Origin of the sequence: Lacihabitans soyangensis, from assembly GCF_024343775.1 — a bacterium.
Classification (GTDB): domain Bacteria; phylum Bacteroidota; class Bacteroidia; order Cytophagales; family Spirosomataceae; genus Leadbetterella; species Leadbetterella soyangensis.
Window position 1 is genome coordinate 97,351 of sequence record NZ_RJUF01000194.1, and the last position, 23,053, is coordinate 120,403.

At 37.8% G+C, this 23,053-nt stretch carries 21 protein-coding genes; 10 read left to right on the plus strand and 11 right to left on the minus strand.

Annotated features, from left to right (window positions below; translation table 11 throughout):
- Positions 1 to 28 precede the first annotated feature (28 nt).
- Both EGI31_RS23625 and EGI31_RS23630 read right to left on the minus strand, forming a co-directional pair.
- Positions 29 to 664 (minus strand): protein phosphatase CheZ, encoded by a 636-nt coding sequence (locus EGI31_RS23625; protein ID WP_255039664.1) that lies wholly within the window; start codon positions 662 to 664, stop codon positions 29 to 31.
- Between the two features lie 28 nt (positions 665 to 692).
- Entirely contained in the window at positions 693 to 2,864 is a 2,172-nt protein-coding gene (locus EGI31_RS23630; RefSeq protein ID WP_255039665.1) for a TonB-dependent receptor, read from the minus strand.
- Positions 2,865 to 3,206: 342 nt separating this feature from the next.
- Here EGI31_RS23630 and EGI31_RS23635 point away from each other — a divergent pair, with 342 nt between their 5' ends.
- Complete coding sequence (locus EGI31_RS23635) at positions 3,207 to 4,784, plus strand: GDSL-type esterase/lipase family protein (protein ID WP_255039666.1); 1,578 nt, start codon at positions 3,207 to 3,209, stop codon at positions 4,782 to 4,784.
- 251 nt (positions 4,785 to 5,035) lie between these two features.
- Complete coding sequence (locus EGI31_RS23640) at positions 5,036 to 6,634, plus strand: carboxylesterase/lipase family protein (protein ID WP_255039667.1); 1,599 nt, start codon at positions 5,036 to 5,038, stop codon at positions 6,632 to 6,634.
- Between the two features lie 87 nt (positions 6,635 to 6,721).
- Here EGI31_RS23640 and EGI31_RS23645 read toward each other — a convergent pair whose 3' ends face one another.
- From EGI31_RS23645 to EGI31_RS23665, 5 genes are all read right to left on the minus strand, one after another.
- Positions 6,722 to 7,033 carry a hypothetical protein gene (locus EGI31_RS23645; protein WP_255039668.1) on the minus strand — a complete coding sequence of 104 codons (312 nt, stop codon included), beginning with the start codon at positions 7,031 to 7,033 and terminating at the stop codon, positions 6,722 to 6,724.
- 111 nt (positions 7,034 to 7,144) lie between these two features.
- Entirely contained in the window at positions 7,145 to 8,062 is a 918-nt protein-coding gene (locus tag EGI31_RS23650) for an AEC family transporter (RefSeq protein ID WP_255039669.1), read from the minus strand.
- Between the two features lie 121 nt (positions 8,063 to 8,183).
- Positions 8,184 to 9,224, minus strand: a complete 1,041-nt coding sequence (locus EGI31_RS23655; protein ID WP_255039670.1) for an adenylate/guanylate cyclase domain-containing protein — start codon at positions 9,222 to 9,224, stop codon at positions 8,184 to 8,186.
- A 4-nt stretch (positions 9,225 to 9,228) separates the two neighbouring features.
- Positions 9,229 to 9,600 (minus strand): response regulator, encoded by a 372-nt coding sequence (locus EGI31_RS23660; RefSeq protein WP_255039671.1) that lies wholly within the window; start codon positions 9,598 to 9,600, stop codon positions 9,229 to 9,231.
- A 37-nt stretch (positions 9,601 to 9,637) separates the two neighbouring features.
- Positions 9,638 to 10,747, minus strand: coding sequence for a sensor histidine kinase (locus EGI31_RS23665; protein ID WP_255039672.1), 1,110 nt, complete (start codon positions 10,745 to 10,747; stop codon positions 9,638 to 9,640).
- Between the two features lie 488 nt (positions 10,748 to 11,235).
- Between EGI31_RS23665 and EGI31_RS23670 the strand changes: the two genes are divergently transcribed.
- The gene (locus EGI31_RS23670; RefSeq protein ID WP_255039673.1) at positions 11,236 to 11,625 is read left to right on the plus strand and encodes a VOC family protein; all 390 of its coding nucleotides are present in this window, start codon (positions 11,236 to 11,238) and stop codon (positions 11,623 to 11,625) included.
- A gap of 58 nt (positions 11,626 to 11,683) precedes the next feature.
- Here the strand turns inward: EGI31_RS23670 and EGI31_RS23675 are convergent, their stop codons facing one another.
- Positions 11,684 to 12,964, minus strand: a complete 1,281-nt coding sequence (locus EGI31_RS23675; RefSeq protein ID WP_255039674.1) for a dicarboxylate/amino acid:cation symporter — start codon at positions 12,962 to 12,964, stop codon at positions 11,684 to 11,686.
- A gap of 532 nt (positions 12,965 to 13,496) precedes the next feature.
- Here EGI31_RS23675 and EGI31_RS23680 point away from each other — a divergent pair.
- The 7 genes from EGI31_RS23680 (at position 13,497) to murI (ending at position 19,638) form a co-directional block, all read left to right on the plus strand.
- Complete coding sequence (locus EGI31_RS23680) at positions 13,497 to 14,888, plus strand: RtcB family protein (protein ID WP_255039675.1); 1,392 nt, start codon at positions 13,497 to 13,499, stop codon at positions 14,886 to 14,888.
- Positions 14,885 to 15,520 (plus strand): peptide chain release factor H, encoded by a 636-nt coding sequence (prfH, locus tag EGI31_RS23685; RefSeq protein WP_255039676.1) that lies wholly within the window; start codon positions 14,885 to 14,887, stop codon positions 15,518 to 15,520. Before EGI31_RS23680 ends, prfH begins: the two co-directional genes overlap by 4 nt.
- Positions 15,521 to 15,525: 5 nt before the next feature.
- Positions 15,526 to 16,050: a tetratricopeptide repeat protein gene (locus EGI31_RS23690; RefSeq protein ID WP_255039677.1), complete on the plus strand. Its 525-nt coding sequence runs from the start codon at positions 15,526 to 15,528 to the stop codon at positions 16,048 to 16,050.
- Between the two features lie 115 nt (positions 16,051 to 16,165).
- Positions 16,166 to 18,175 (plus strand): YgiQ family radical SAM protein, encoded by a 2,010-nt coding sequence (locus EGI31_RS23695; protein WP_255039678.1) that lies wholly within the window; start codon positions 16,166 to 16,168, stop codon positions 18,173 to 18,175.
- 62 nt (positions 18,176 to 18,237) lie between these two features.
- The gene (gene vapB, locus EGI31_RS23700; protein ID WP_255039679.1) at positions 18,238 to 18,441 is read left to right on the plus strand and encodes a type II toxin-antitoxin system VapB family antitoxin; all 204 of its coding nucleotides are present in this window, start codon (positions 18,238 to 18,240) and stop codon (positions 18,439 to 18,441) included.
- Positions 18,442 to 18,443: 2 nt separating this feature from the next.
- A complete protein-coding gene (locus tag EGI31_RS23705) occupies positions 18,444 to 18,824 on the plus strand; it encodes a type II toxin-antitoxin system VapC family toxin (RefSeq protein WP_255039680.1) in 381 nt (126 codons plus the stop codon).
- Between the two features lie 58 nt (positions 18,825 to 18,882).
- Positions 18,883 to 19,638, plus strand: coding sequence for a glutamate racemase (murI, locus tag EGI31_RS23710; RefSeq protein WP_255039681.1), 756 nt, complete (start codon positions 18,883 to 18,885; stop codon positions 19,636 to 19,638).
- On the opposite strand, the gene EGI31_RS23715 is transcribed toward murI, so the two are convergent.
- The 3 genes from EGI31_RS23715 to cysS form a co-directional block, all read right to left on the minus strand.
- Entirely contained in the window at positions 19,635 to 20,876 is a 1,242-nt protein-coding gene (locus tag EGI31_RS23715; RefSeq protein WP_255039682.1) for a NupC/NupG family nucleoside CNT transporter, read from the minus strand. The genes murI and EGI31_RS23715 overlap by 4 nt on opposite strands.
- 57 nt (positions 20,877 to 20,933) lie before the next feature.
- Entirely contained in the window at positions 20,934 to 21,479 is a 546-nt protein-coding gene (locus tag EGI31_RS23720; protein ID WP_255039683.1) for a Uma2 family endonuclease, read from the minus strand.
- 77 nt (positions 21,480 to 21,556) lie between these two features.
- Positions 21,557 to 23,047, minus strand: a complete 1,491-nt coding sequence (gene cysS, locus EGI31_RS23725) for a cysteine--tRNA ligase (RefSeq protein ID WP_255039684.1) — start codon at positions 23,045 to 23,047, stop codon at positions 21,557 to 21,559.
- Positions 23,048 to 23,053 lie beyond the last annotated feature (6 nt).

Here is a 23,053-nt window from a genome sequence, read left to right on the forward strand (position 1 = left end):
TTCGGCTTTTTCAAAAAAATCAAGAACCTTACTTTATCTGCGAAAGAAAATAATTGGAAGCTTCTTTTCCCCAATTAGGAGCATAAGCCGTTGCTGATTTGAAGGTACTGAATTTGGCTATAGCTTTCTCAAAATATGGTTTTGCCTTAGCCTGACCGCCACCAAATCCCTCCGGCGTATAAAAAATATTGGTGCCCATCACATATGGAACCCTCGGATTTTCTGGATTGATTTCTTCTGCTTTTTTTAGAGCTTCTTGAAAATCGGCACCATATTTCTGCCATCTGCTCATAGGATCCACAGAAAGTTTAGCTATGGCATATTGGGCTTTTAGAACCTCAATTTCATCATTTTTCGGTGAAATAGACTCTGCTTTCTTGATGAAACCTTCTGCCTTTTCTAAAAGCAAATCCTTTTCAGCAGCCTCTTTCAATTTGAATGTCTCGTTGATAAGACAATAGGCCATCCAATATTGCGGCGTCCATTCTTTGGCTTCGGCAGCTGCAATTCTCTCCATTTTGTTCGCCATCGGCATATAAGAGTTTTCATAGTTTGCTTGAATAGCCGCGGCCTGCTCAGTCATTGTGGCCACAAATTTTTCACTTTGGGCAAATGTTGCCATCGAACCAATTGCTAATGCGATACTTAAAACTAACTTTTTCATATTACTTTATTTTGTTTAATTGTTTATATTAAAAATTTAAATCTGCTTCTTTTGATCTTCCATTAAGTTTGCCGAAGGTCCAGCTCACACCGAAGAATATCATGCGTTTCATAGGTGGGTTTACCTCGTAACGTTTGGTGCCATCGGCAGAATATCTGTAACCAAACACGTTGTTTCTAGCCAAAACATTATCAACAATAGCATAGAACACAATGAAACTATTGGCCGTTTGTTTTATTTTACTTGCCATAAAACTCACGTTTTGGTAAGCTTTGGTCATTTCTACTTTCCCAAAATCATCATCTATACCATATACTGGTCGGCCAGAGGCGTGTGAAAAAGTAAGGCCTACATTGGTAGAAATTTTAGTAAAAAACTGCTTATAAACCACACTCATGTTATGTTTTGAAGCGAAATATGGCATGACTGACTTCGGATAATTTCTAAAATATCTCTCAGTGTCGAGGAAAGAATAAGTTACCCAGACATCTCCATTTTTTAGACTTTTTTGATCTCTAAAAAACATGTCAAAGCCTTGAGCGAATCCATTGCCGCTGTTGTCTGTTTGTCCAGTCGGGAATCTGTAGGGATTAGGATCAAAAATTTGGCCCTTTTCTACCACCAAATTATCGTATTTTTTATAGAAAACCTCAGTTCTGAATGTCCTGCCCAACTTCATAATCTGATAGTTGGCTATGATATGATCCGACGACTCGAAGCCAAGATTTTTGTTGAGATACAAATATTCTTTGTCAGGGTTTTGATAAAATCTACCGCCCGCCAACGACACTTGTGAGTACTTTCCAGTTTTGTAAGCCATTGATATTCTCGGCACTGCATTGTATTTACCGATAGCTGAAGAATATTCAGCCCTTGCCCCGAGTCTAACAGCCAATTTTGGTGAAGCAAACATCTCTGATTCAGCAAATACTGCTGTGTAATGGTCTTTCAAAGCTGCCAAATTCTGCTCGAATTGATTTGATACATTTATCCAGTGTGTCTCGGCTCCGAAATTAAAAGTTGAACTGCGGTTGTTTCCGTAGAGCCGACTCATAACCGCTCTCAATTGAGTGCGTTCATCTATTCTATCGGCTTTTAAATCTGCAATTTTCAAGTTATCAATATTTTTGCTGTAAGACACGCCAGAATTTAATACCCACAGACCGTCTTTGTAGGTTTGACGGTAAGATGCGTTCGTGAAAGCATTTTGATTTTTATTATCAAAAAGATATTTGGTGTTTTCGGCATCGTAGTTTGGTAAATTTATGGCCGAACGGTTATCTGCAAAGGTTCCGTAAATTTTCAAGGAACTATTATTCTTAAAATTCTCATTTACGCTCACCGACGCACCTATGCCTTGAGGTACTTTCTCAAAATCATAGTTGTTTTCCATCAATTTAATAAGAGGCGTAATGTTACTGTAATACAACGAGCCGGTGAACCATCCTTTGTGCGTGTGCGATATAGCAGCACTGGCCAAGTTCAAACTCGCCGTGGTTGAGGTATTTTCTCCTAATTTGTCCTGCGTATTGAGCAACAAAACCGAAGATAACGCCTGGCCATAAAGAGCTGAATAACCACCGGTGCTGAAAGCCGTACCTTTAAACATAAACGGATCAAACCTACCTCGCTGCGGCACATCAGGTGTACTACTGAAAAAAGGATTTTGGACAATCATGCCGTCGATCACGGTCTTGGTTTCGTTGGCCGAACCACCTCTTACAAATAAACCTTCCCGTTCTCCTACCCTATTGGCACCCGGCAAAAGCTGCATTACAGACACAATATCGGCATTTCCGCCAGCAGTGGTCACAATATCCAAAGGCTTCAGCATAACCATTTTCTTTTCGTCTGAAGCCTCAAACATACCCGCAGTAACTACCACAGCATTAAGTGCATTGATTGTTTCTTCGAGTTTGATTTCTACTTCTACTCTTTGTCCGTTGAGCTGGATTTCTTTTTGAGCATTTAGAAATCCTACCATGGTTACAAGCAGTTTCTTTGTTCCTTTTTCATCTGTAGAAAAACTAAATTTGCCGTTTTCGTCCGCCGAGGCACCGTCATAAGTTCCTTCAAGAGCAATGTTGGCAAATGGTAAAATCTCTCCTTTTTTGTCGGTTATTTTGCCAGAAACGACCGTTTGAGCGTGTGCAGAAATAATAGCAAGAATTGTAATTAAAAATGTAAATAGCTTTTTCATAATTGTTTTTTGCGTTTCGATGAGTCAAAATTGGTGGATTTCGCAAAAAACAGAAACGAGTTTTCGATGAGTAATATGAAAATTACCGATGAATGGATTTTTCGTACCGACTAAAGAAAGATAAAAATGTGGGCAAATTCGTTTGTCGGTGAAAGTATAGAATCAACTAAATTTTGTCCGATTCCAAGGTTTTGTTTCTTCACAGATTATATTGAATAACCTTGAAATTACATAAAAAATCATCCCTCAGATTTCAGCAATATTCCAATTTCTAAACAGCATATTGTCTATCAAAAAAGAAATTACACTAAATTGTCACCTCAATTATCAATCTTAATCAAAATGTTCAGAAAACTCTGCATTCTACTGCTCATCAGTTCATTGGCTTTTTCTCAAAAAACCATAAAATTATATCCCTCCGCTGCCCCCGGCTCAGAAAACTGGAACTGGAAAGAATCTGAAATAAAAACACCAGACGGAAATACCATTTCCTACAATGTAGTAGAGCCGACCCTAAGCATCTATTTACCAGACAAAAACAAAGCCACAGGCACCGCCATGTTGGTAGCTCCCGGAGGTGCCTTTCACATCCTTTCAATGGACAGCGAAGGACATCAAGTAGCCAAAATGCTTCAATCCAAAGGCGTGGCTGCCTTTGTGTTGAAATACAGGGTGGTCCAACTCAAAACCACTAATCCATTTGCTGAGTTGAGCGAAAAAATGAAAGATTTCAAGAAACTAGATGAAGAAAATGCCCCAGTGATTGAACTGGCTATAAAAGATGCCCAAACAGCTCTGAAACACATCCGAGACAATGCAACTGAATATGACATCAATACTGACAGAGTAGGTATGATGGGTTTTTCGGCAGGTGGAACACTCACACTAGGAGCTTTTTACGCTTCCTCAAAAGAAACGAAGCCAAACTTCATCGCCCCAATCTATCCATATGTGCCAGCGGTAGATTATCTCAAAAACATTCCCAGAGAAAAATATCCGATTTTCATAGCTTTAGCAGATAATGATAACCTTGGTTTTGCACCTGCAAATGCTCAATTGTATCTCGACTGGCACAATGCAGGTCAAGCTGCCGAAATGCACATTTACGAAAAAGGTCTTCATGGATTCGGAATGAACAAAAACAAAATCCCAACCGACACTTGGCATGAAAGACTCACGGATTGGATGAAATTGCAAGGTTATTTGAAGAAAAAATACCCAAATCAATGGGAGATTGGTAAAACGGATGATCAATTAGAAGCCGAAGCCAAAAAAAACGCCGAGAGAGAACGGAGAGACTGGACCAATTTGGGCAGATATAGAGAAGCAAATGCCAAAATAGGTGCACCCAAGTCTGGAAAAACAAGAGTGGTATTGACTGGAGATTCCATAACGGATGGTTGGGCGTATGCAAGTCCTGATTTTTTCGAAATAAATAACTACGTTGGCAGAGGAATAAGTGGCCAAACTTCACCACAAACACTATTGAGATTTCGCCAAGACGTTATTGACTTAAAACCAAAATTAGTAGTGATAAATATCGGCATCAACGACATTGCCGAAAATACGGGAGACTATATGCCCGAATTTACACTCGGCAATTATCGTTCAATGATAGAAATAGCCAAAGCCAACAAAATCAAAGTTATTTTGGCATCTGTTTTACCCGCATATTCTTTTCCATGGAGGCCAGAAATCAAAGATATCCCAACAAAAGTGATAGCTCTAAACGAAGGAATCAAAAAACTGGCCGATGAGTACGGCGTGAGTTATTTAGACTATTTCAACACCCTCAAAGACGGCAGAAACGGTCTAAGCAAAGAAATGGCAGAAGATGGTGTTCACCCAACAAAAGCCTGTTATGCCATTATGGAAAAAATGGTAAAAGCTGCCATAGACAAAGAATTGGCCAGGAAGTAATTCCAACGAGCGGTCCGAAGGTCAGACGATAGTCGGACCTGAAATAGGAATGCTAAGAAATATCATTTAGAAATAGCGTAGATTTCTCCCTGAGACCTACGCTATTTTTTTTGATAAAAAACACCGAAAAAATCACTCCAAAATATTATTGTATCATTTTGCGACAATAATCTTTTTTATTATAACTATTTGCCTTATTTTCGTACAAAAAATAAATTTTCAAGTTCAACCTTTTTAATCTTTTAACATTTATGAAACTAAAACTATTGGCAATAGCTGCGGCCATGGTGTTTTCGCAAAACACTATAGCTCAGTTACAAACTGGGGAAAATATAGCCGTAACGTCTACTGATGCAGGAAAAGTACGTGGCTATATCAACAACGGTATTTACAACTATAAAGGCATTCCTTATGCCGAGGCAAAGCGTTTTGAATCTCCTCAAAAACCAAAACCTTGGGCCAACGTTCGTAGCTCCATGACTTATGGACCAGTGGCCCCATTGGAAAACCCAACAACAAATGTCATGGACGAGAGCGAGTTTGTGTTTGACCACAACTGGGGCTTTACCAACGAAGACTGCATGCGTATAAATGTCTGGACACCAGGCATTAATGACGGCAAAAAACGCCCTGTAATGTTCTGGATTCATGGCGGGGGTTTTACAGCTGGTTCATCCATAGAGTTACCCTCTTATGACGGCGAAAACTTAGCAAAAAAAGGGGACGTGGTAGTAGTTTCTATCAACCATCGCTTAAATATTCTGGGGTATTTAGATCTTTCAGCTTATGGCGATAAGTATAAACAATCGGCTAATTTGAGCGTATTGGACATGAAAGCAGCTTTGGAATGGGTGAAAACCAATATTTCAAACTTTGGAGGTGACCCAAACAACGTAACCATATTCGGACAGTCGGGTGGTGGTGCCAAAGTAAATACCCTCATGGCTATGCCATCAGCAAAAGGGCTTTTCCATAAGGCCATCAACCAAAGTGGTGCTTTTCGTTCTGCCATGTTAGATAAAGCAACCACACAAGCCATAGGAGCCGAAGTAGTGAAAGAACTGGGATTATCAGCAGACAAAATAGATGAAATTCAAAATGTACCCTACCAAACTTTGGCCAATGCAGGTAAGAAAGCTCTAAAAACCGTAGCTGACAAAATGAAAGCCGAAGGCAAGCCAGTAGTAGGTTTTGGATTAGGCTGGGGACCAAGTGCAGATGGTGAAATACTTCCTTACCAACTGTTCTCCAACGAGGCTTTTGAGTTATCGAAAAACATACCTTTAATGATTGGCACCACCATAAACGAATTTGCCGTTTTTAGAGGAGGAATCCCGAGCGGATCTACAGACGAACAAGCCAAAGAAGCTATCAAAAAAGTCTATGCCGACAAAACAGATGCCTACATAGCAGCAGTTAAAAAAGCATATCCAAATGGTAAAATGACCGATATGTTGAGTTATGACGTAACTTTTCGCCCTGGAGCGGTGGTACAGGCCAACATGAAATCGGCCTTGGCTGGTGGTGCTCCTACTTTTATGTATTTGTTTGATTGGCAGTCACCCGTAATGGATGGAAAATACAAAGCTGTGCACTGTATGGAAATAGCTTTTTGTTTTGACAATATTCAACGTACCAAAAACATGACTGGCGGTACGAAAGAGGCACAAGCCTTGGCCGACAAAATGAGTCAAGCTTGGATAAATTTCGCTAAAGTTGGAGATCCAAACCACAAAGGTTTGCCAAAATGGCCTGCCTACAATGCAACAAATACAGCCACCATGCACTTTGATAATGTATCGACAGTAAAACCGCAAATGGACAAAGAACTATTTGAATTATTGAAATAATCTTAACTAGACTAAAACAAAAACACGGATGGGTTTTAAGCCTATCCGTGTTTTTATTATGTTATAATTTGCAAAAAATGGTTCACATTACTTTTTCCTTTCTCTATCTTTTATCCAACATCCTCCTTCGGTAATGGCTAGTTCCTCAAGTAAATCAGAACTGCAAGAAGTGGCCAACCTTCCATCTTTATGAAATCTAGAAATCTTAACTTTCTCAATTCTCCCTGCCTCATCTCTTGAAAATACTTCAACCTCTACTTTTACTCCCAGATGGTCAAAAGCTCTTTTCTCAGCCTCCCTTAATTGTGTGTCCGTAAAATCTGGTGTTATTTTTATCGGCACAAAAGCTAAAACAAAATTAGCGAACAGGATAAATGATAATAAAATTATTCTTTTCATGATAGAATTAGATTTGGTGGAGAACAATATAAGTTATTGATAATGAAATTAGTAAAAATTATTCAAAATCAAAACATTTGTACCAAATAAATCGGTAATTTATTAACAGAATTAAACTAAGTGCAGCAACCACACCAAGAGCCAAATCAACACAAAACTTATCAATAGTGAAATATTGACCATGGTACCAGCAATACGAGAATCAAAACCAAACTCATCAGAAAAAGGCAGAATTGTCATACCTAAGGGTAAAATAACCAATACGATTAACACACTTTGCATCAACGATGGAGGCACAAGAAAATAAATGCCAGCCACACAAATTCCACCGATAAGATATCTCAAAAAAAGAATCTGGCTCATATATTTCATCTGAGCCTTGTTAAGTTCAAAACTCAAATAAATACCCATTAGCAACAACACCAAAGGTTTGTTGGCTTTGGCCAATATTCCTAAAAAATCAAAGGCAATATCTGGCAGTGGAATACTGAAGATATTTATGCTTAAGCCTATGACCATGCCCGTAACAGGCGGAAGAGTAAAAACACGAAGTAAAAGCTTAGAAATCGGGAATTTACCGTCACCCCTTTGGGCAAAATATGAACCAACCGGATATACCCCGCCAAATGTCATAATGGTATTGCCAATGTCAAACATTACCGCAAAAACCAAAGCCTCGGTGCCCCAAATGCCCTCTATCAGCGGAAAACCGAAAAGGCCGACATTCAACCCTCCTGCACCCATGGTAAGTACGCCTCTGAGTTTGGTTTCTAAATCTTTGAATAGGTAAAAGGCCACGGAAATCATGATGATACCCATGGCCACACATAAAATTGGCAATAAAAAGAGAGAAGGCTCTAGTTTAACTTTCGAGGTGGAAATAATCATCAAAGCCGGAAATGTGGTGTGCATCAGAAACTTCGAAAGCACTTTCCCTTCTTTTTCAGAAATAAAATTATACTTTTTTATCAAAAAGCCCATCAAAATCAAGGCCAACGTAATGATAAAAGTGGCGTTTGCTTGAGCCATCTAAAATCTTTTTTTGCAAAGATAAAATCTATAAACAAGAATAGTACTATTATGTCAAGTTAGGACAATTAATAAGAAATTGAACACCATTCTTGCCAAAACAAGTGAACTTGTGAATATTTCAATTAAGTACTTCGTACACTATCAATTCAGAGGACTTATTCTTTAGTGCCTTGGGCCCCAAAAGTTTACAGTTAAATGACTGTTTCACTTTTTGATAAGCATCTTCATTTATTAAAATCTGACCATTTTGAGCCACACTTTGTAGCCTTTGTGCCGTATTTACGGTATCCCCGATAACCGTGTAATCGAGCCTTTTTAGTGTTTTAGAGCCAATATTCCCTGAAATCATTTCACCCGAATTTATACCAATCGAAACTTTGGGATGGAACTCAATCTTCGACTCCGCCTGAGGCAAGGCTTCTATATGATTCCGAATGGCCAATGAGGCTTCTATGGCTCTGTCAAGGTGAAATTCCCCTTTGAAAACAGCCATAACGCAATCTCCAATAAACTTATCAATGAAGCCTCCTTGAGCTATTATTTCTTTTACTATCAAGTCAAAATATTGATTCAACAAATTCACAACTTTGTCTGGGCTTTCGGTTTCACTGATGGACGTGAAACTACAAATATCTATAAAAACAACGCTACCCTCAACTGTTTCGTTGGCCGAAAGCGAAGCCTCATACTCACGACCAGACATGAAATTGAGCACGTTGTGGTCTACGTACATTTTAAGGATATTATTTTCCTTTATGGCCTTAATAGTCTCTTTGAGCTGATTTACGTGCTGAATAGTTTTTTCAATAGTAGTTTCAAGATCGGCAAAATTCACGGGTTTGGTCACGAAATCAAAAGCTCCCCGGTTCATGGCTGTGCGTATATTGTCCATATCGCCATAGGCCGAAACCATCACAGACTTTATCAAAGGGTGTGTCTCGCCCAATTTTGTTAAAAGGGTTAGCCCGTCCATTTCTGGCATATTGATATCGCTCAAAACGATGTCCACGTCAGGGTTCTCCTCCAAAACCCTCAGAGCCTCAGATCCATTGCAGGCAAATACAAAGGAGTAGTGTTGCTCGCGGATTTTTTGTCTATACTTTTGCTTAATAAGTATCTCTAAGTCAGTCTCGTCGTCGGCTATTAATATCTTGGTCATTAGTCTAACGTTTAAAAAGTCTCTCTTTCAAGTCACCAAAATCAAGGGGTTTGTTAAGAAAATCGTCTGCACCTAAACTCAAGGCTTTGTTACGTGTTTCATCGTCACCATAAGCGGTAATCATCATTACAATAGGCTTAGGTTTAGTATTTTTCTCCACTATTTCTCTCAAAAGCTCTATGCCACTCATACCAGGCATATTGATGTCAGACAGAATTAGAATAGCTTCGGACTCATGTTGATGCAAATACACCAGAGCCTTTTCGCCTGAAGTGGCAAAAGAAAATTCTACTTCACCATTCCTGATTTCCTTCCTAAATTTTTGCAAAAAAAGATCCTGAATATCCTCTTCATCATCCACTACAAGAACTTTCATGGTTTTGGGTTTAATGTTGGTAAAAATAATAAATGTTTTAGCTAATTGGTAGTTTTATAATAAATGTTGTTCCCACTCCTACCATACTTTCTACCTCCATATTACCCCCATGCCCTTTAGTCACAATATCATAAGCCAAACTTAGTCCAAGGCCCGTACCTTTTCCAGTTGGTTTTGTTGTAAAAAATGGCTGAAATATCTTCTCAATATTTTCCTCCGAAATACCTGAACCATTGTCTTTTACTGTTACTACGATAGTGCCATTTATATTTTGAGTGGAGATTGTCACATTCGGCTTATATGATTCCGCAGCCTGAGTTTGAGTATTATTTTTAGCCCTTTCATTACAAGCATAAAATGCATTGTTGATTAGATTCAAAAATACCCTTCCTAGGTCTTGTGGAACAGCGTCTATCATCGGCAAATTAGGATCCAATTCAGCTTTGAAATCTGCATTAAAAGTTTTGTCCTTGGCTCGCAAACCATGGTAGCTCAATCGCAAAAACTCATCTGCTAAGGCATTGATATCTGTTGGTTCTTTTTGGCCAGTATTGGTTCTGGAGTGCTGAAGCATGCCTTTTACAATACTTGCGGCACGTTTGCCATGGTGATTTATTTTTTCGGTATTTTGGGTAATATCTCCTAAAATCTCTTCGATCAACTCGCTTGCTGCAGCTTTATCGTTTGAAGTCAAAGCCTCCTTAAGTTCTGAAATCAGTTCTATATTTAATTCAGAAAAATTATTCACGAAATTCAGTGGATTCTGAATCTCGTGGGCAATACCTGCCGTAAGCTCACCCAAGGACGCTAGTTTCTCTTGCTGAACCAACTGATTCTGCGTAGCTTTTAGTTCTTCAACAGTAGATTCCAACTGCTCTTTTTGTGCCAATATCTCAGATGTCCGCTCCTTCACGAGCATCTCCAATTTTTCGTTTTCGCCTACTACAATTCTATTTTTTTCTTCCTCCTTTTTTAGTGCCTTTATCTGATTATTGGTACTAATAGCAAAAGCGACCATCCAAAAAAGAGCTCCGAGAAAAAGAAAATCTATATACACATCATTTGCTTCAACAAAATCATTCATGAGGTACTCCAAAAAGTCTCTGAGACTATTAACAATGTAAAATGGTAAGCCAGCTTTGAGCAAAGAACTAGCTAGGTTATTTTGCCGCAATAACCACAAAACATAAGTTATGGCTGAAAAAATTAAAAACCAGCCGAAGTTAATAGTTGGGAGAAACCTCTTAAATGTGGTATATACTAAAAGCAATAAAAAAGGTACGACAAAAAAATTTAAAATCTTTAAATATTGATCATACTGAGGCAAAGTCTCTTTGGTATTAAGATGCTTTCGGATAAATTTTAAGGTAAAAAAGGCTACAAAAAAATTGAGCATGGGATTGGAATTTATCTTGCGAAATAAGATGGTTTACAAAAAACAAATCAAATTAAGAAAAGTATCGGGCTAATTAAAAGTTAGTGTTTAAATAAATTTCGCTAAACAGCAAATTGTATAAATCTTCCAATAAAAAAATAACAAAACAATGACCTCTGTAAACGTCCAAGATTTAATCCGCTAGCAACCATAAGTCGAAAATCGGATTTGTTTCTATTACTTTGTAAAAAAATACCTAAATGAACCAATACCTTGCACACATAGCGTTGGTAGTTAGAGATTACGACGAGGCAATAGAGTTTTATACCCAAAAACTACATTTTGACCTAATAGAAGACACCAAACTCTCTGAATCCAAACGCTGGGTACTGATTGCACCCAATGGTTCGAGAGGGTGCCAAATTCTTTTAGCCAAAGCAGTGGGTGACCAAAAGCTCGCCATTGGAAATCAATCTGGTGGAAGAGTTTTTTTGTTTTTACATACAGACGATTTCGAAAGAGATTATCAGAATTTGTTGCTTCAAAACATTAAAATCTTTAGAGAACCAAGTATTGAAGAATTTGGCCAAGTATGTGTCTTTGAAGATCTTTACGGTAACTTGTGGGACCTGATTGAGAAAAAACCGTAAAAAAATGGGAATGCAAAGTAACTCACATTCCCATTCCATAAAATCTTAGAAGAATACTTTAATCCTTCAATTCTCCCTCCCACTTGGCCACAACTGCAGTTGCTACGGCATTACCTGCCACTGAAGTTGCCGAACGGCCCATGTCTAACAGCCAATCCACCGCCAATACTAGGCTAATCCCTTCCTGAGGAAGTCCAAACATGGTAAGCGTTCCAGCGATAACCACCAAAGAAGCCCTCGGAACACCAGCGATACCTTTACTCGTCAAAAGCAAGGTCAGTAACATCGTAACTTGCTGACCCAATGTGAGTTCTATGCCATAAATTTGAGCAATAAAACCCGTAGCAAAAGTCATATACATCATGGATCCGTCAAGATTGAAAGAATAACCCAAAGGCAATACAAAACTGATAATTCGCTCCGAAATTCCGAATTTCTTCAACTGCTCTATCTGCATGGGCATAGAAGCCTCCGAACTGGCGGTGCTGAAAGACAGAAAAAGTGCGTCTTTGACATACCGAAGGAGCTTCCAGTAGTCTATTTTCATAAATAAACAAATCACCCACAAGACCACAAAAATGAAAAAAGCCAATGTGGCGAAAAAACAAACAATCAAATACAAATATCCTCCCAAAACACCAAGACCTTTGGAAGCAATTACCGCCGCAACAGACCCAAAAACCGCATAGGGTGCAAATATCATCACATAACCGACAATCTTAAACATAACTTCGGCAATGGCATCCAAGGCCTTTGTGACCATTTTGCCTTTGTCTCCAATAGCCGCTAAAGCCACTCCAAAAAACAGCGAGAAAACGACTATTTGAAGAACTTCATTGGTAGCGAGTGCCTCAAAAATACTTTTCGGAAAAACATGGGTGATAAAATTCTCTAGGGTCATTTTCTTCGCCTCCACACCTGTATCGGTTCCAGTTTCGGGCAAATCCAACGACATTACCTTTCCGGGCTTCATGATATTTACAGCCACAAGCCCTGCAACCAACGACAAAATTGTAGCAAAATAGAAATAACCCAATGTCTTCAGACCAATTCGACCCACAACTTTGAAATCACCTAATTTAGCAATACCAACGGTCAAAATGGAAAAAACTAGTGGACCTAAAATCATCTGAATAAGACGAAGGAAAATCTTGGATAATAGTTGTAGATAAGAACTCCACTCTTTTACACCATCGTTCGCCTTTACTTGTTCTGCAGTAAGTAAACTGGCATCTTTTATACCAAACTGACCCAAATCAAAGTGGTTATGAATAAAAAAACCGACAATGATACCGAGTGTCATGCCGATGAAGATTTTCCAGGTAATGTTTAATTTCATTCGTTTTAGGGTTAATTCTTCTGTTTGATGATTAAAAATAAATATAAATCAATTCTTTCAATTTCGAATTTTTCGAGGCTTAAATTTCTACAAAAATAACAATTTCTTCTTCATTCTTTCCTAAAAAAGCACCTCTATGCATTTTTCTAATACTTACTTTGAATTTTTCGTTTTGGCAATTCCAATAAAAGAGATTTTTAATTTCAAAAATTAATCCTAATTTTGCGAACGAATTTAGTATTCACTATTTAAACGAAGAGAAAAAATGTTTGTATTCAAATCATTTCAAAATTGCAAACCATCAGTTGGATCTGGTGTGGCAATTCTTCGTGGCTTATCTCAATCTTAGAAAAAATTATTGAATATATGAAAAGCCCGAAGACATTAAGTTTCGGGCTTTTTTGTTTGATATAATTATTCAAATTTCCCCGAAAACTATTTCAATTCCTTTTAAGGAATTTTCGAAGCAATAGAAAATTCAAAACTGAATTTTAGAAATTTCCTATTGCCCAATTTTAAAATAAACAAAAACATGGGAAGTAAATTATCTGGAAAAGACCTGATAAAATTGGGTTTTCCAAAAAACAATGCAATAAATATTGCCTTAGGGCAAATAAGCAGATATAGAAAAAAAGAAAAGAAAGAGAGTGTTTTAAAAGAAGCCAAAGGCGTACTATTGGAGCCGTCAAAATATATCGGAGACGGAATATGGGGGAAACTTGCAGAAGGATTAATAGATCCAGTGGAAGTTAGTTTCCAGCAGCTTAGAAATACCCGAGCACCTTACAGTATTTTTGGAGAAAATGAAATAGAAGAGGAAGCAAAAATGCAGTTGTATTCAGCACTAAAGCTGCCAGTAGCATTAGCGGGAGCATTAATGCCAGATGCCCATGCCGGCTATGGACTTCCAATTGGAGGGGTATTAGCTACAGAAAACGCTGTTATTCCTTACGGTGTTGGTGTAGATATTGGCTGTAGAATGAGTCTTTCAGTTTTTGATTTGCCTTCTACTTTCATAAAAGGAAGAGAGAGTCAATTGATGGGAATTTTGTCGGACCATACAAAATTTGGTTTGAATGAAACTCAAAAAATCAAAACAGATCATGAAATATTTTCTAGGAAAGAATTCAATGAGATTCCTATTCTACAACAAAATTTAGACAAAGCTTATAAACAGTTGGGTAGCTCAGGAGGTGGAAATCATTTTGTTGAATTTGGGATTGTTCGTTTTTCGCAAAACGAACTTATTTCGATGGATACTGAAAAAGAATATCTAGCAATTCTATCTCACAGTGGTTCTAGAGGTTTAGGAGCAAACATTGCCAAACATTATACTTATTTGGCAAAAAAACAGTGCCCTTTGCCTAAAAATGTTCAGCATTTGGCTTGGCTAAATTTAGACACGCATGATGGGCAAGAGTATTGGGCGGCAATGAATCTTGCCGGAGATTACGCTAAAGCATGTCATGATGACATTCATAGGAGGATTTCAAAAGCATTGGGAAAGAAATCAATTTTAAAAATTGAAAACCACCACAATTTCGCTTGGAAAGAAACAGTGAATGGAAAAGAGTGCATAGTTCACAGAAAAGGAGCCACTCCTGCTGCCAAAGGAGCTTTAGGGATCATTCCAGGTTCAATGACAGCACCCGGCTTTATTGTAGTCGGCAAAGGAAATAAAGAAAGCTTAGAATCAGCTTCTCATGGTGCGGGCAGACTGTTTTCAAGAGGAGTCTGCAAAGAGAGTTTTACCCAAAACCAGTTGGCAAATGTTTTAAAAAAACACGATGTTAGCCTTATTGGTGGAAGTATTGACGAATCGCCAATGGCTTATAAAGACATTAATAAAGTCATGAGCCTACAGCAGGATTTGGTTGAAGTAATTGGAACTTTTTCGCCTAAAATAGTTAGAATGGACAGATGAAAAATTTAACTATAGAACGGGAAACGATTCAAATATCGGCAGCATGTGGACCAAAAGAATGCGAATATGTGGTAAAACATGTATTCGAAAAACTACTAAAAGAGGCAGAGGATTTGGGCATAAAAACTAAAATTCATAAAGAAGAATTCATCAAAGGTTTACCTTTTTTTGAATCTATTATTTTAGAATTACAAAGCCCAAATCTTCAGGCCTTTTTAAAAAAATGGGTTGGGACCATTCAGTGGATTAGCAATAGCAATGTAAGACCAAACCATAAAAGGAAAAATTGGTTTGTAGGTATTTCAATTTTGAAAAACACAAAGATCATTGAACCTAAAGATTCTGACTTTCAGTACCAAACTCTCAGAAGTTCAGGTGCAGGAGGACAACATATCAATAAAGTAAGTTCGGCGGTGAGAATCACTTATACGCCAACTGGTTTAAGTTTAGTGTCAATGGATTCAAGGTCACAACATCAAAACAAAAAAATTGCTCTTCAACGAATGATGCAAAAATTAAATGAGGCTTCATTTGAAGAAATGCAAGTCAGTTCGATTAACAATTGGAAACTTCAAAAAAGCTTGATTAGAGGAAATCCAGTCAGAATTTTTGAAGAACAAATTAAAAACTAAAAAAAATGAATACAGTAGACAAATATTTAGGTCAGGCTCTGGATGCATATCCGCATTGGCTAGAATCGACCATCGAATCTTTAGAATTTGCTTTAGCTCATGACGAAAATAACACAAGTGCATTGTGTTTGTACGCTCGCGTTCAATCAGAGCAATTTATGAATTATGAGGTAGCCATTAGTTACTTTCAACAGGCATTGGCTACAGATATCAATGCCTTGCACATTTATCCGTTTTTTATTAAAACTTTAATACTAAATGAGGATTATAAGGAAGCTGAAAAACTCATCGCATTTTCGTTGAAGCTAAAAGGTACCAACAAGGTCGAGATTTTATTCAATAGAATGAAGTTGCTCGAAATTCAAAAGGAATTTAAAGCTGCAATGGAAGTATTGAAAGAAATTCAAATGCTGATTACCGATATCGAGTATAATACCGATATTGAAGAGTCTGAAAAAAGAATTAGGATGAAAATCAAATTGGCCACAAGTCAAAAATTAAGAATCAAAAAATTGGAAGCGTCTATATGATGCTTCCAAATTATGAAATATCAATTTTTTGAAAATTCTATTCAAAAAAGAAGAAACAATTTGCACAAAAAAACTATTTAAACTTTCTTATTCATTTATCTGTTAATTTTGCATTATGATAACAGTAAGAGAAAGGCCAGTAACACATTGGCTGCCAATAACTAAAAAAGAAGTAGAAATGAGGGGCTGGGATGAGCTAGACGTCATCATCATCTCCGGCGATGCCTATGTTGACCATCCCTCGTTTGGCACGGCTGTTATCGGTAGAATTATTGAAAGTGAAGGCTTTAAGGTAGCTATTATTCCCCAACCCAACTGGAAAGATGACCTTCGCGATTTCAAAAAATTGGGTAAACCCAAATATTTTTTCGGGGTTACTGCCGGCTGTATGGATTCAATGGTGAATCACTACACCGCTAATAAACGCCGCCGCTCTAACGACAGTTACACACCAGGCGGAGAAGCGGGTTTCAGGCCTGATTACGCCACCACGGTTTATAGCAAGATTTTAAAAGAAATATACCCAGACGTACCTGTTCTGATAGGAGGCATTGAAGCTTCACTTAGAAGAGTTACCCACTACGACTATTGGGAGGATAAACTTCTACCTTCAATATTGGTAGATTCTGAGGCCGATATGTTGGTTTATGGTATGGGAGAGCAGCCTTTACGGGATTTATTGAGGTTGGTCAAGAAAGGTGTGCCGTTAAATGCCATCAAAGATGTCAATCAAATTGCATTCCTAGAAGAGGGACTTGAAGACGTAAAAGATTACAAAAACTGGGAGACTGTAGAATTGGCCAGTCATGAGGTTTGTTTGGAAGATAAAATAAAATATGCCTCCAATTTCAAGATAGTAGAAGTAGAATCGAACAAATGGCAAGCCAATAGGATAGTGCAAAAAGTGGGCAATAAAACTTTGGTTATCAACCCGCCATACAAAACCATGGATGAGGAAGAAATGGATAAATCGTTTGATTTGCCTTATACCCGCATGCCACATCCTAAATACGCCAAACGTGGCACCATTCCGGCTTATGAAATGATCAAATTCTCCATCAATATGCACCGTGGGTGTTTTGGTGGTTGCAGTTTTTGTACCATTTCGGCCCACCAAGGCAAGTTTATAGCATCTCGTTCGGAGGAATCTATCATGAAAGAAGTGGATGCTCTGACCCAACACCCTGAGTTTAAGGGGTACATTTCCGATCTAGGTGGTCCATCGGCCAACATGTATCGAATGAAAGGCAAAGATGAATCTATTTGTAATCGTTGCCAAGCTCCGAGTTGTATTCACCCCGTAATATGCTCGAATCTAGACACTTCTCACAAGCCACTGACCAAACTTTACCAAAAAGTAGATGCCCATCCTGAAATCAAAAAAGCATTTGTGGGTTCAGGCGTAAGGTATGACCTCTTGGTGGACGATTTCAACAAAAACAATCAAGACGGCAACCATGACGAATACATGGAGCAGTTGGTCACTCGCCACGTTTCGGGCAGACTGAAAGTAGCACCAGAGCATACTTCCGATGCAACACTTAGAGTTATGCGTAAGCCAGGTTTTAAATATTTCAGAAAATTCAAAGACAAATACGACAAAATACAAGAAAAACACGGCCTGAAACAGCCATTGATTCCGTATTTCATCAGTTCGCACCCAGGCTGTGAAGAAGCTGACATGGCCAATTTGGCAGCTGAAACCAAGGATTTGGGTTTTAAATTGGAACAAGTACAAGACTTCACTCCCACACCAATGACAGTAGCTGAGGTGATTTACTACACCGGCGTGCATCCATACACCTTACAACCGATACATACTGCCAAAACCAAAGAAGAAAAACTGACGCAGAACAAATATTTCTTCTGGTACAAGCCAGAAGTAAAAGGCTGGATAAAGAGTCGTTTATTAAAACTCGGACATAAAGAACTGGCAGCAAAACTTTTGAGCCCGATAAAACCACACAATAACGAGGTTAAAAAAGTAGAGGAACTTCAGAAAAAATCGACTACTGTAATGTCTCAAAAACCAAATTTCGACCATAAAAAACAGTTCGAAACAAAACCGAAAGAAGATGTTTTTCAAAAGAAAAAACCATTGAAAAAGAAGAAAGGTTGGGCGTAAGATGATATAATATTTTTGAAAGTTTAAAATTAATATCTAATATTGACAATAAATTCAGAAAAATGGAAGCTATAGAATTAGGTCGTGAAATAGGAAAATTACCTCATAATTTACAAAGTGAGGTTTTGGCATTCATAGAATTATTAAAAGCCAAGCAAGAGAATTTATCCAAGAAAAAACAAAGAGAATTTGGTATTGGGAAAGGTAAAATAAAAATAAGCGAGGACTTCGATGCTCCTTTGGAAGACTTCAAGGACTACATGTGAACATGGATTTATTAATAGATACACACACATTACTTTGGTTTTATGCTGGTGATTCAAAACTCGACCAAAAGTCAAAAAACGTAATACTCGATACTGAAAATACCATTTATTTAAGTATCGCTACTCTTTGGGAAATTGCTATTAAAGTAAACATTGGAAAATTAGATTTAAAAGGTGATATAATTGAGTTTTTCGCTTTTGTGGAAAGAAATGATTTTACTATTTTGCCCATTTCATTTCAGAATCTAATTGTTCTTAGTAACCTACCATTTCATCATAAAGACCCATTTGATAGAATAATTATCACACAAGCCATCACTGAAAACCTCATAATCGGCTCTGACGATGCCATATTCAAAGAATACAATATTAAGCTGTACTAATTGAGTTTAAATTCAAAAGAAAATACAAAAATGAATGGCTTAGTCTTAATTTTACAACATGATTGGAGTTTTTGATTCGGGCATTGGTGGCCTTACGCTACTCAAAGAAATGATGCACACCCTGCCTCATGAAAATTTCTTGTATTTTGCCGATACTGAAAACGTACCTTATTCTTACAAAACCACCGATCAAATCAAAGAATATGTAGAAAAAGCAGTGGTTTTCTTGAGAAATGAGGGCTGTAAAGCAATAGTTTTGGCTTGCAACACAGCCACCAATGTGACCATAGAATTCCTAAGAGAAAAGTACGACTTTCCAATAATTGCTATTCAACCAGCTGTAAAGGTGGCATTTGATAACAATACCGAAAACAAAAGAATCTTGGCCTGTGCTACACCTGTTACATTAAAAGCGGATAGATTCGAACACCTCATCAATTCACTCGATATCAACCATTTGGTAGACAGACTTCCACTCCCTGGTCTGGTAGAATTTGCTGAAAACGAGCAATTTGAAAGTCCTGAGGTTTTGGAATATCTCAAAAAAGAATTCTCAAAGTTTGATTTAGAAAACTATAAATATGTAGTATTGGGCTGTACACATTTTACTTATTTCGAAAAACTAATTCAAGATAACTTCCCGACTTTACATCCCGTAGATGGCAACGAGGGGACTTCTCGGCATCTCAAAAACACTTTGGCTGGTTTAAATCTTCTAAATCTCAACGATAATGGCACAGTGAGATTCATAGAATCGGGTAAATATGTAACCGACGAAACAAGATTTTGGAGGTATTTGAATCGACAGTATTAAAACAATAACCCAGCAATGGTAGCAGACATGTAACTAGCTAAAGTTCCAGCAATCAAGGCTCTAACGGCCACTTTCGTCAAATCTTCCCTTCTAGAAGGCTCCAAAGCAGATATTCCACCTATTTGAATTCCCAAAGAGCCGAAATTGGCAAAACCACAAAGTGCGAAACTAACAATAGCTATGGTTTTCGGAGATAAAGCTCCAGCTTCCATCATTCCCTTTAGGTTAAGATATGCTACAAATTCGTTGGCCGCTAATTTGGTACCCATCAACGATCCGGCTTGTACAATCTCAGCTGAAGGAACACCCATGGCCCAAGCAAATCCAGCGAAAAGATAACCCAAAATCAAGTCTAAACTCAAGGTTGGCATTGCAACCAAACCACCGATTTTACCCAATAAAAAGTTAATCAAAGCTATCAAGGCAAGAAAACCTATTAACATAGCCAATACATTCAAACCCACTTTTAGTCCGTCTGAACAACCAGCTGATACGGCGTCTATGAAATTGGTATGTTCCTTTTTTACTTTTAAAGAAACCTCTCCTTTTGTTTCGGACTCTTCTGTCTCAGGAAACATGATTTTGGCAATAGCCAAAGCCCCCGGAGCAGCCATTATACTTGCAGCAATTAGATATTCGGCTTTTACTCCAAACTGTATGTATGTAGCCATTACCCCACCTGCAATACAAGCATAACTTCCTGCCATCGAGGCTGTCAGCTCAGAATTGGTCATGCCTTTCAAGTAAGGCTTTATCATGATTTGTGCCTCTACTTGACCGACAAACGTACTAGCAATATTAGAAAGAGCTTCCGCACCGCTTATGTTCATGATTTTTTTCATACCAATAGCCAACCACTTCACCACAAACTGAATGATACCAAAATAATAGAAAATATTTACCAAAACTGCCACAAAAATGATAGTTGGAATGATCTTAAAAAAGAAAATAAAACCACCTCCACCAAATGCCTTAGCCACGAGGTCATTTTGAGCCAATGGACCAAAAACAAACATGGCTCCGTCGTTGGAAAAGTCAATAATGCGAGTCACCCATCTGCCCAAAGTGGAGAAAAGTTCTTTTCCAATAGTGGTTTTCAAAATAAACAATCCCAAAAGCAGCTGGAGAAACAGCCCCACACCAACTGTGCGGTAATTAATGGCTTTGCGATTATTTGAAAGCAAAAATGCTACTACGAGAATAAGTACCACTCCAAGGAGGCCAATGAGGTTTTGCATAGGTTATAAGTTTTTTAGGGCGTTGACTAGGTTTTTAGGAAGTAAAATGATGATAAATTATTGAAAAATTGATTTAACCGAAATTTCGAATTCATTTAAAACTGGACTTGCTGAACAAATATCATTTTCATTACAGATTTTGACAGATTTTCTTGAAGTATAGACATAAACCAATTGCTGCTCTGGCATAATATTCCAAACTACTTTTACACCCGATTTGAAATATTCTGTTATCTTTTCTTCTACTTTGTTGATATTATCAGTGCCTGAAATAATCTCTATGATAAATTCAGGAATAACATCTTCTCCATTTTTCCCCAATTGTACTTGATTCTTTGTCAAATAAGCAATATCTGGCCTTCTCAATTGTATCCCTGACAATTTAGTATCAAATTCACTGACCAAAATTCCAGATAAATTATAACCTTTCAAAATGAACAAATCAAGCAAAGTATTGTAAATGTAAAGTTGGTGTTTATTCATTCCTACGAATTTTATAAGTTCGCCATCATTCCATTCATATTTAAACCCATCTTCCGCTTCCCAAATCTCAAATTCGGCAAGAGTAGTAGGAACGTCCGTATTATTCTTTTCTATTATCATATCGAATGTTGATTGTCAACCAAATTTAATAAAAAAAATTCAACTACCAATTTTGAAACTTTTCCATTTCCCTTTTCCTACTCCTCCCAAGCCCAATCAATCTTGTGCTTCATATCTTTGATGCTCATGCTGTTGGCTTTGAAATAAGTCCTGATTTGGTCTACTTTATCGTATTCTTGTTTGGCTTTGTGGTCACGATAGAGTTCTAACATTCCTTGGATAACTGCTTCGTCATTAGTCGGTTTTTCTTCTTCAAGACCCAAAATATTCTCAATAAAGTCAACAAATTTGGCCTTTAATTTTTCAAAAGTATCTTCTCCAATAGCCGCTGGCTGAAGCTGATTCATGTAGATCATATTCACGTATTTCAGCAACGTAAACAATTGAGCAATAGCTACTGCAGTATTTAAATCATCATTTAATGCTTCATAAAAACCCTCAATGGATTTCTCAATTTCAGCCTTCTTTTTTTCATCAATAACAACCTCATCATTCGCCACAAATTCAAGATTTTTAGAAACTCTCAAACCATTAATCAATCTTCTATAGCCTTTTTGAGCTGCCTTGAGTGCATCGTTCGAAAAATCCAAAGTAGAACGATACTGCGACTGTAACATAAAGAAACGAACGGTCATTGGGCTATAAGCTTGCTCCAAAAGAGGATGATTGCCGGTGATTAATTCAGCAGGCAAAAAGCTGTTCCCCAAGGATTTAGACATTTTTTGTCCATTAACCGTGAGCATATTAGAATGCATCCAATATTTCACAGGTTCCACACCTGTTAGGCCAGTTCCTTGTGCTATTTCACATTCATGATGTGGGAATTTCAAGTCCATTCCTCCGCCATGAATATCAAATTGTTTACCCAAATATTTGGCACTCATACAAGTACACTCCAAGTGCCAGCCTGGAAATCCCATTCCCCAAGGACTAGGCCATTGCATAATATGCTCTGGAGCAGCCTTTTTCCATACCGCAAAATCCAGTGGATTACGTTTTTCAGCTTGTCCGTCCAATTCACGGGTTTCGTTCAACAAATCTTCCAAAATTCTTCCAGAAAGCTTTCCGTAATTATTACCTGACTCATTGTATTTATTGATATCAAAATACACCGAACCATTGGCTTCATAAGCCAATCCTTTATTTATCAAATCTCTAACGGCTTCTATTTGCTCCACCATATGACCGGTGGCCGATGGCTCAATACTTGGAGGAAGAAAATTAAACAACTTCAAAACATCGTGAAAGTCATTGGTGTAACGTTGTACAATTTCCATGGGTTCCAATTGCTCCAACTTGGCCATTTTTCCAATCTTGTCCTCTCCTTCGTCACCGTCCCCTACCAAATGACCCACATCAGTGATGTTTCTAACGTATCTTACTTTATATCCAATATGAATTAAGTACCTATAAAGCACATCGAAAGTCATAAAGGTGCGAACATTTCCCAGATGTACAAAGTTGTAAACAGTAGGACCACAAACATACATACCCACGTGTTTGGGTACGATGGGTTCAAAAACTTCTTTCTGTCTGGTAAGCGAATTGTATATTTTCAGAGTTTGCATTTATGT

What these genes read in the sequence shown, in the direction of transcription:
- EGI31_RS23625 (WP_255039664.1), bottom strand. Translation starts at nt 664, where the DNA reads ATGAAAAAGTTAGTTTTAAGTATCGCATTAGCAATTGGTTCGATGGCA.
- EGI31_RS23630 (WP_255039665.1), bottom strand. Translation starts at nt 2,864, where the DNA reads ATGAAAAAGCTATTTACATTTTTAATTACAATTCTTGCTATTATTTCT.
- EGI31_RS23635 (WP_255039666.1), top strand. Translation starts at nt 3,207, where the DNA reads ATGTTCAGAAAACTCTGCATTCTACTGCTCATCAGTTCATTGGCTTTT.
- EGI31_RS23640 (WP_255039667.1), top strand. Translation starts at nt 5,036, where the DNA reads ATGAAACTAAAACTATTGGCAATAGCTGCGGCCATGGTGTTTTCGCAA.
- EGI31_RS23645 (WP_255039668.1), bottom strand. Translation starts at nt 7,033, where the DNA reads ATGAAAAGAATAATTTTATTATCATTTATCCTGTTCGCTAATTTTGTT.
- EGI31_RS23650 (WP_255039669.1), bottom strand. Translation starts at nt 8,062, where the DNA reads ATGGCTCAAGCAAACGCCACTTTTATCATTACGTTGGCCTTGATTTTG.
- EGI31_RS23655 (WP_255039670.1), bottom strand. Translation starts at nt 9,224, where the DNA reads ATGACCAAGATATTAATAGCCGACGACGAGACTGACTTAGAGATACTT.
- EGI31_RS23660 (WP_255039671.1), bottom strand. Translation starts at nt 9,600, where the DNA reads ATGAAAGTTCTTGTAGTGGATGATGAAGAGGATATTCAGGATCTTTTT.
- EGI31_RS23670 (WP_255039673.1), top strand. Translation starts at nt 11,236, where the DNA reads ATGAACCAATACCTTGCACACATAGCGTTGGTAGTTAGAGATTACGAC.
- EGI31_RS23675 (WP_255039674.1), bottom strand. Translation starts at nt 12,964, where the DNA reads ATGAAATTAAACATTACCTGGAAAATCTTCATCGGCATGACACTCGGT.
- EGI31_RS23680 (WP_255039675.1), top strand. Translation starts at nt 13,497, where the DNA reads ATGGGAAGTAAATTATCTGGAAAAGACCTGATAAAATTGGGTTTTCCA.
- prfH (WP_255039676.1), top strand. Translation starts at nt 14,885, where the DNA reads ATGAAAAATTTAACTATAGAACGGGAAACGATTCAAATATCGGCAGCA.
- EGI31_RS23690 (WP_255039677.1), top strand. Translation starts at nt 15,526, where the DNA reads ATGAATACAGTAGACAAATATTTAGGTCAGGCTCTGGATGCATATCCG.
- EGI31_RS23695 (WP_255039678.1), top strand. Translation starts at nt 16,166, where the DNA reads ATGATAACAGTAAGAGAAAGGCCAGTAACACATTGGCTGCCAATAACT.
- vapB (WP_255039679.1), top strand. Translation starts at nt 18,238, where the DNA reads ATGGAAGCTATAGAATTAGGTCGTGAAATAGGAAAATTACCTCATAAT.
- EGI31_RS23705 (WP_255039680.1), top strand. Translation starts at nt 18,444, where the DNA reads ATGGATTTATTAATAGATACACACACATTACTTTGGTTTTATGCTGGT.
- murI (WP_255039681.1), top strand. Translation starts at nt 18,883, where the DNA reads ATGATTGGAGTTTTTGATTCGGGCATTGGTGGCCTTACGCTACTCAAA.
- EGI31_RS23715 (WP_255039682.1), bottom strand. Translation starts at nt 20,876, where the DNA reads ATGCAAAACCTCATTGGCCTCCTTGGAGTGGTACTTATTCTCGTAGTA.
- EGI31_RS23720 (WP_255039683.1), bottom strand. Translation starts at nt 21,479, where the DNA reads ATGATAATAGAAAAGAATAATACGGACGTTCCTACTACTCTTGCCGAA.
- cysS (WP_255039684.1), bottom strand. Translation starts at nt 23,047, where the DNA reads ATGCAAACTCTGAAAATATACAATTCGCTTACCAGACAGAAAGAAGTT.